Origin of the sequence: Streptomyces melanogenes (assembly GCF_014649795.1) — a bacterium.
Classification (GTDB): domain Bacteria; phylum Actinomycetota; class Actinomycetes; order Streptomycetales; family Streptomycetaceae; genus Streptomyces; species Streptomyces noboritoensis.
Genome location: NZ_BMTS01000047.1, coordinates 24140 through 31857 on the forward strand (window position 1 = coordinate 24140; position 7718 = coordinate 31857).

General features: G+C 69.7%; 7 protein-coding genes. 6 read left to right on the top strand and 1 reads right to left on the bottom strand.

All coding sequences use genetic code 11. From position 1 onward, the window contains the following. Positions 1-21: 21 nt before the first annotated feature. The 6 genes from IE252_RS41190 to IE252_RS41215 all read left to right on the top strand — a co-directional run bounded on the left by IE252_RS41190 (position 22) and on the right by IE252_RS41215 (position 6418). Entirely contained in the window at positions 22-1122 is a 1101-nt protein-coding gene (locus IE252_RS41190; RefSeq protein WP_229849137.1) for a C40 family peptidase, read from the top strand. Continuing rightward, the gene (locus IE252_RS41195) at positions 1119-1772 is read left to right on the top strand and encodes a hypothetical protein (RefSeq protein ID WP_190094652.1); all 654 of its coding nucleotides are present in this window, start codon (positions 1119-1121) and stop codon (positions 1770-1772) included. Before IE252_RS41190 ends, IE252_RS41195 begins: the two co-directional genes overlap by 4 nt. Beyond that, a complete protein-coding gene (locus IE252_RS41200) occupies positions 1748-4375 on the top strand; it encodes an ATP/GTP-binding protein (RefSeq protein WP_190094653.1) in 2628 nt (875 codons plus the stop codon). Before IE252_RS41195 ends, IE252_RS41200 begins: the two co-directional genes overlap by 25 nt. Beyond that, entirely contained in the window at positions 4372-5286 is a 915-nt protein-coding gene (locus IE252_RS41205) for a replication-relaxation family protein (RefSeq protein ID WP_190094654.1), read from the top strand. Before IE252_RS41200 ends, IE252_RS41205 begins: the two co-directional genes overlap by 4 nt. 107 nt (positions 5287-5393) lie before the next feature. Further along, on the top strand, positions 5394-6026 hold the full coding sequence (locus tag IE252_RS41210; protein WP_190094655.1) for a hypothetical protein: 633 nt from the start codon (positions 5394-5396) through the stop codon (positions 6024-6026). Between the two features lie 137 nt (positions 6027-6163). Beyond that, the gene (locus tag IE252_RS41215) at positions 6164-6418 is read left to right on the top strand and encodes a hypothetical protein (RefSeq protein WP_190094656.1); all 255 of its coding nucleotides are present in this window, start codon (positions 6164-6166) and stop codon (positions 6416-6418) included. A gap of 488 nt (positions 6419-6906) precedes the next feature. Here IE252_RS41215 and IE252_RS41220 read toward each other — a convergent pair whose 3' ends face one another. Continuing rightward, positions 6907-7467 carry a DUF6417 family protein gene (locus IE252_RS41220; RefSeq protein ID WP_190094657.1) on the bottom strand — a complete coding sequence of 187 codons (561 nt, stop codon included), beginning with the start codon at positions 7465-7467 and terminating at the stop codon, positions 6907-6909. Positions 7468-7718: the final 251 nt, after the last annotated feature.

Genomic DNA, 7718 nt, shown 5'->3' on the forward strand with positions numbered 1-7718 from the left:
CGGTGGGGATGCCTCACAGCAGTGCTGGCGTTCGTCGCGGTGTGCTGTGCCGTCCCGGCTTCGAACGCGATCAGCGCCTACGTAACGCTCAGAACACGGGCGCAGGACGGTGGCCTCGTTGAGGGCGGCAGCGCAGCGGACATCCCGGCCCGGATGCTGACCGCCTACAAGAACGCTGCCGGGCATGTCGGCGCGTACGTACCGAAGTGCCGCGGAATGCGCTGGCCCGTCCTGGCGGGGATCGCGAAGATCGAGTCCAACCACGCTGCCGGCCGGACCATCGCCGCCAACGGCGATATCCGCCCCCGGATTTATGGGGTCTTGCTCAACGGCTCCGGGCAGGGCGGCAACACCACGACCGTTGCCGACACCGACGGCGGCAAGTGGGACGGCACCGCAAGCGGTGAGCGCGCGGTCGGCCCGTTTCAGTTCCTGCCCTCCACCTGGGAGTCGACCGGCAAGGACGCCAACGACGACGGACTAGCCGACCCCCACAACGCGGACGATGCCGCCCTCGGCGCCGCCCTCTACCTCTGCGGGAACGGCCGTGATCTCACCCAGCGTTCACAGCTCCAAGCGGCGATCTGGCAGTACAACCACTCGAAGGCCTACGTCAGCGAGGTGCTGGGCTGGATCGACCAGTACACCGCGGCCGCCACCGGCCCGGCGACGAACAACCTGACCGGCACGGTCCGCACCGTCATCGACGCCGCCCTCGCCCAGAAAGGGGTGGCGTACTCCTGGGGCGGCGGCGACGCCAGCGGCCCCACCTACGGGATCTGCTGTACTCCCAGCGGCAAAAGCGGCACCAGCATCAAAGGGTTCGACTGCTCGGGACTGACGACCTACGCCTACGCCAAGGCCGGGGTGCGCCTGCCGCGCACCGCAGCGGAACAAGCCGGGGTGGGAATGCGGATCCCGGCCAGCCTCGGCACCATCGCGCTGCGCCCCGGGGACCTGGTCTTCTATGCCTACGCTCCCGGTCGCGACGCGACGATTTACCACGTCGGGATCTATGTAGGCGGCGGGCAGATGGTCAACGCGGCCCGGCCCGGGACCGTTGTACGCCTCGACGCGGTCACCGCCATGTCCGGCTACGCGGGGGGAGCACGGCTGCTGTGACCACCACACCGCGTTCCCCACGTCTGCTGTTGCTGAGCACCACCATCATGCTGGCCGTCGCCGGAGTTGCCCTGCTGGGCACGCCACACCCCCAGGACTCCCCGGCGACGGCCGGGCAGCGCCCCTCCCCCGGCTCGACATCGGCGCTCGGTGTGTCTCCGCCGGGCCCACTGGCCCTCGACACGTCTGGCGCCACGACGCCGCTCGCATCAACACCCACAGGTGCCGGCTCCGTCTCCGTCTCCGCGCTGCCCCCGCGCGGCGAGGGCCTGGGCGGCGACGCGGTGATTCAGCGGAGTCTGGAGTCGGCCTGGCCAGCCGACCTTGCCCCCGCTGATGAGCGGGTGTTGCTCGACGCCGGCCGCGCGCTGCTGCGGGCGGATGCCACCGGCGTAGGCCGCGCACAGTGGCCCACCATCTTCCCCGCCTCCGGCCAGGCGCTCGCCCCGGCGTTCTCTGCCGTGCGCTGGCGCGTCCAGGCCGCGATCGCCCGCCGGGAGGGGGCTGCTGACCGGGCGGTAGTGCATCTGGTGTGGGCGGGCGCTGATCGTGGCGGCGCCTTCGCCGAGGGCCGCGTCACCGACTGGCACTTCACCCGCACCCCGTTGAAGGAAGAGGGCTCCCCGTGGATACCGCAGCCCCGTACATGACCGGACCGGCAGGCGAGGCGGCGTCCGCGCCGCTCCTCGGGCCGGTGGTGGGCGTCGTGCATGCCGTGGGCTGGGTGATCACGTATTGGTGGGTGGTGGCCGCAGCCACCGTCCTCGTCGCGACAGTGGGCGAGGTGGTGGTGCGCCGTCTGGCGCGCAAGGCGTCGGCGCAGCGGATGGCGCTGGAGCTCGTGCCGTCGCGGCACTTCGACCCTGGTATCGAGGAGATTTTCCGCCGGGGTGTCCAGCTCGCCCGGGCCTCGACCTCTATGCCGTGGTGGGCGCCGCGGCGCTCCAAGACGGTGCAGATCCGGCTACGGGCCGACGGCTCCAGCCCCCTGCGTTACCGGATCGAAGGACCCGCGGGCGGTGAACGTCTTTTGTCGATCACGCCGTTCGGTCCCGGGGTGACAGTGCACCGGGCCGGTTCGCTGACGGACACGGACCGCGCCCATGTGGTGCGGGCCGAGTTCATCCTGCGCGGCAGGCCCACCGCGCCGTTGCGCGAAGTCCCCCTCTCCCCCGACCCGCTACAGCCGCTGGTCGACGCCGTATCCGATCTGCGGGCCGACCTGGGTGATCTGGCCGAGATCCGGCTCGACATCCAGCGCGCCCCCAAAATGACGCTGCGTGCGCGGCGTCTGCACCTGATGACGCAGGCCCGCCGCATGGAGCGCCGCGAGGCCCAGCGAGCCGCCCGGTGGATACGCCAGGACGCCTTGGGCATCGAGGATTCCCTCGCCTGGCAGGTGCAGCAGCTGGTAGCCGGGAAGAACGGCGGCGGGCGGCGGCTGGTGATGCCGCCGGTCCCCCGCCGGATCGATGCCGCCGACGCGCTGGGCAAACTCGCCGACGACGACCATCTGGTACGGGTGCAGCTGCTGGTGATGTGCGCCTCCAACACCGAGGGCCGGGCCCGGGCCCGTATTACTCAGCTCCAGGCGGCGCTGGATGTGTTCGGCGGCGGGTCGCGGTGGGCGATGCGCGGGCTGCGGGTGGGACCCTGGCGGATCGGCGCGGACCGCTGGCCCAGCCGTCGCGCCTTCGAACGCCGCTGGAATCTGGGACACTGCCAGCCGCCGCGTGCGAACTGGGTCCAGCTGGACGAACTGACAGGGTTGCTCAAACCTCCCACCGTGCACTGCCGCCTGCCGCTGCTGGCCAGTGACCTGCCAACCTTCGAACACGGCAATCCCGACTTGCTGCTGCAGGGCATCTACCGCGGCCCGGACGGCCGCCGTCGCCTGGTCGCCACCTACGCGCGAGAGACCCTGTTCGAGGTCGGGGTCGGCAAAGCGGGAGGCGGAAAAACGGAGCGTGCCCTGGCCCAGGCGATCGGCTGGGCCCACGCCGGCGGCGGCCTGATGTTCGTCGACCCGCACCGCGACTCGTGGCCGCGCGCGCTGCCGTTCTTGGCCCACGAGCATCTGATGGAGCGGATCGCGCTGATCGACCTGAACGCGCACGGCCGGGCTCCGCAGATCAGTTGCTGGAACCCGATCGGCATGCACCAGGGACAGGTCGCGCACGAGGTCGTCGAGGCGACCGCCGACGCGTACGCGTCCGTGCTGGGCTGGGACGACGCCACCGCCCCACGGGCCCTGACGATCCTCACCGCGGCACTGGCCGTGCTGGTGGCCATCAACGAAGCCGCCTGCCAAGCCGGCAAGCCCGAGGACCAGGCCACGATCTTCCATGTCCGCTCCCTGCTCACCGACTCCGCCTTCCGTGCCGCAGCTCTCACGGTCGTGGAGGGGCATCTGGACGAGGAGACCCGTTCGTGGTGGCACACCGTTTTCCCCACGCTGCCCGCCGACGCGTTCGCCGTGGTCCTCAACCCGCTCGCCCGCCTCGCCGCGAACCCGGTGACCCGGGCCTTCCTCGGACAGCCCGCCGGCGTCTACAACATCCGCACCGCCATGGACACGAAGATGATCGTGTGGGTGTGCCCGGGCGGCAACGGCCCCACCGACCGGCTCATCACCGCACTCCTCGCCCGCGACCTGCTGCGCGCCGTCCGCTCGCGCCGCGACACCCCCGAAGACCAGCGGGTGCCGTTCCGCCCCTACTTCGACGAACTGATCACCCTGACCGGCGCGGCCCCCGAGACCATCGCCGCGATGTTCGAGGACTTCCGCAAATATCGCGTCCACGTCCACGGCATGACCCAGTTGCTCGGCCGCCTCCCCATGCCGGTGAAGCAGTCGCTGGTGCAGAACGCCTCGACGCTGGCGTCGACCGCGGGCTCCCAGTCCGCCATCACCCCGATCACCGCCGAATGGGGCGACCGCCCCGGCCCGGAGGTCGTGGCCGCACTGGACCGGTTCGAGCACTACATGTCGCTGACCGTAGACGGCCGCCGCGTCGGCCCCGTCCGCATCACCGGCCCCCACCTCGACGACGTCTTCGCCGACTACGCCCGCCCCCAAGACGTGGCCGCACTGGAGCGCGCCGCCCAGGCCACCGCGGGCGCCGCACCCCTTCCACAGCTCGCCGACCGGGCCGAAGAGCAGCTGACCCGTGTGATCAGCTTCCTCACCCACCACGCCACCGCCACCGGCTCAAACACCCGGCCGGACAAGAAGAAGAGGTACCAGCCGTGAGCACTCCCTCCGAGTTCGCACCCACTCGAGGTCGGCCGAGCCCCGTCGAGACGCTCGCGCATCAGCTCCTGGCTGCGCTCGCCCAGCACCGCATCGCCACCACGACGCAGCTCCAGGAACTGCTCCGCCCCGAGGCACGGCTGCAGACGCTCTCCGCGCCGCTGAACAAACTGCGCGACGAAGGCCTGGTGGACTACGCGGTGCTGCCCGCCTCCTACCGGTCCCGCCTGTGGTTCCTCACGCGCGAAGGCGCCCGCCTCACCCGCGACTTCCCCGCCCTGCGCGGCCGGCCCCCCTACCCCATCACCACCGCGACCGCCGCCTCACTCAAAACCCCCCACACCCTCACCGTCCTGCGCACCCACCTCGCCTTCCTCACCGACGCCCGACGGCGCGGCGACGAGCACGGCCCCTGGGACTGGACCCCCGAGGTCTCCCACCCCCTCGGCGACGGCGAACGCCTCATCGCCGACGCCCTCATGCACTACACCCTCACCACAGACCATGAGCGCACCCAGCTCCGCGCGTTCGTCGAAGTCGACCGGGCGACCATGAGCAGCGAACGTCTCGCCTCCAAACTCATCGAATACGCCCGCCTGTGGACATACGAACCACAACAGGTCGGCCGGCCCCGCACACCCCAACCCGTGCCCGGGCCGATATGGCTGCGCTGGTACCCCGTCTTCCCCCGCGTCCTGGTCGTCCTGACCGGAGCCACCCGCACCGTCCTCGGCAACCGGATCACCGACCTCCAGGCCATGGCGACAGAACACCCCCTCGTCGCCACACTCGCCCGTCAGGTACCCATGGGCGCAGCCATCCTCGACGACCTCGAAAACCCAGGACCCACAGGTGACGTCTGGATACCACTGGCCGCCGGGGGGAACCCGCGGCCTTGGACCGCACTGTGACGCGCCCGCCCCAGGCAAGGGCGGGCGGCACAGCGGGCCGGACAGGCTCCAGAACCGCGGCGGAAAAAGCGACATGGAAATGGGACGTACTGCTTCACACTGGGGCGATGACAGTGTCGAGTGTCCTTTTCCACTACACCAGCACCGCGGGCTGGGAGAAGATCCACAGGTCCGGGTTCATCGATGCCACGTCGCTGGGAGCACACCGCCCGGACAACGCTTCCAGGCACGTGTGGCTCACCGACGGTGACCGGGAAGCGACCGGGTTGCGAAACAGCGGGCGGAGCATCGTGCGGATATCCGTCGCCCCGGTGCCCTCGGTCTTGTACTGGCCGCTGTGGCGCGAACTGTGCGACAACCGGAAGGCCGTAGAGGATGCTGGCGGCGACCCGGTTACCTGGTACCTGAGCGATCAGCCTCTCGCGATGGACCACTGGGGCGAAGTGACTCACATGGACACGCTCGACGTACTCCACACCCGGGACGCAGCCGCCTCACCGCTTTCACGCTGGGGCACCATGCCCACCCCCAAGCGGATCAACGCTGCCGAGCAGCGGCTTGACCTGCTCAGGCCGTCGGACGCCTTGCGCGCCATACACATCGACCGGCAGATATCAGCTCTGAGGGCGCTGACCGACAGTGGCGAGTCCGAGCAGCGCAAGCGGGCAGCCTGGCGCACCCTCAAAGCCGACATCGCCGCCTTCCCCCAACAGCCGCCGCCCGGACTGGAACGCCAATGACGGGGCAGCGCCTCTCTCGCCCCGGTCGAGGTATCCACCCGAATCCCGCCCGGTCTGCGGCGACGACGCCATCGTCCCGATATTCCTGGCAGGACCCTTCTTCGTGTTCCTATAGTTCCGCCTCGATGAAGAGACGCGTGCAGTTCACTGAGCAGGCCGGGCGGTTCCGTGACTACCTGCCAGCCGAAGATCGTAAGAGGTTGCTGCGTCTTGTCGACAAGATCGCAGCAGAGCCTGAAAGCGCTGCCGGTCACCTTGCTTACACAAACGACTCGGTGACGCGCTCAGCGTGGGAAGACCACGTGATAGTCAACTACGTCGTGACCGCCTTCTACGTCGTGGTCATCGAGGCCGACATCTACGACGCGACGCGTGGCTACAACGAGGTGTAGGCGCACCGTTCGGCCCCTGCCAGCACACCATCAGCGGCCTCCTGCGCAGTCAGGAACCGTAGGGGTGGGTTTTGATCATCTCCATATACGGCCTCAGCAGCTGGCCCGGGATCTCCAGCAGGCTCACGGCAGACGTTGAAGGTCCCGCGTTCGGCTCGTCTGCGGCGGCCGCACTCCCGATCCCGGACCACAGAGCCAGAGCGAGGGCAGTTCCGGTGAATGCGGTAATGGCGACAGCGCGATAGGGGTTCATGTCTTGATCAACGCTGCTCGCCGCAGTCGGGCACGGAACATCACCCGTCCGCCCCCGGTGCGAGGACGTCCTGCAGCACTTCCCGGAAAACAGCCACGACCGCCACGACAGCGAGGATTGGCACTGGCAGGCCGGAGCGCGCGGCGGCTGCGCAGCCGTCAAACGGCCGACGGTTAGAGCCCGCTGGCGGGGAAACTCGATCAGGGCTGACGTCCGCCCTGCCTCTGGCGCGCCCTTACCCGGACGGGTAGACGATGCCGTACTCGCGGCCAAGACGGTTGGCGGCCGCGATCGCGCCGCCCACACCTTCGAGAAAGAACGCTCGGGCCACGGACGCCGCCTGTGCCGGCGTCAGCCACATCTCGTAACGCCCCGATCTTCCCTGGCGCGCCGAAGTCACCGCCTCCTCCAGGCCCTCGGCGGGCGGATGACGTAACTGGGAGGCGACGGAGAGGTAGCGGCGCAAGACCGCCATGTCCGCGGGCGGCACGGCCAAAAGCCGCAGGGCAGGGTCCGCCGGAGGTTCAAGATCGCGGGACGCGGTGGCCTTTCGGCTGGTTTCGTAGATGAGGGCGTCGTGGCCGTCGGTGGTCAGCCGCGCCGCCCAGCCGATGTGGCGGCCGAACCCGAGGGTCGGCAGCAGCTCCCGGCCGGCCATCTCGCACAACCCCTGTCCGGCCAGGCCGCGAAAGACCGCCGCGGAGATCCCGCACGCGGGCCCGGCCCAGCCATGCCCCACCGGCTCAGCGGCCGCCAGGACCCGCAGCGCCTCCCAGTGCTCAGACCGCAGTCGCATGCCGCACCCTTTCCCTTCTCGGCCCTCGATCATGGGGAGAAGGAGACGTTACCCGCGTGCACAGGGCTGATGCCGCCGTCAGTACAACGCTGTTGGCCGTCTGGCGTCGGGGGGCCGTGCGAGGTGAGTCAGGCCGTAGCCGGTGATGTGTCGGACGATGAAAAAGAGTTCAATGCCCGAGGCTCTGGACTGGGCACTGAACTCTTTTCTGCGCAGCCGAGGCTGAGGAAGTGCGCACTGGTCTGTTCAGT

Excerpts from the sequence above, each read along its gene's own strand:
- IE252_RS41210 (WP_190094655.1), top strand. The coding sequence starts at position 5,394 with ATGACAGTGTCGAGTGTCCTTTTCCACTACACCAGCACCGCGGGCTGG.
- IE252_RS41220 (WP_190094657.1), bottom strand. The coding sequence starts at position 7,467 with ATGCGACTGCGGTCTGAGCACTGGGAGGCGCTGCGGGTCCTGGCGGCC.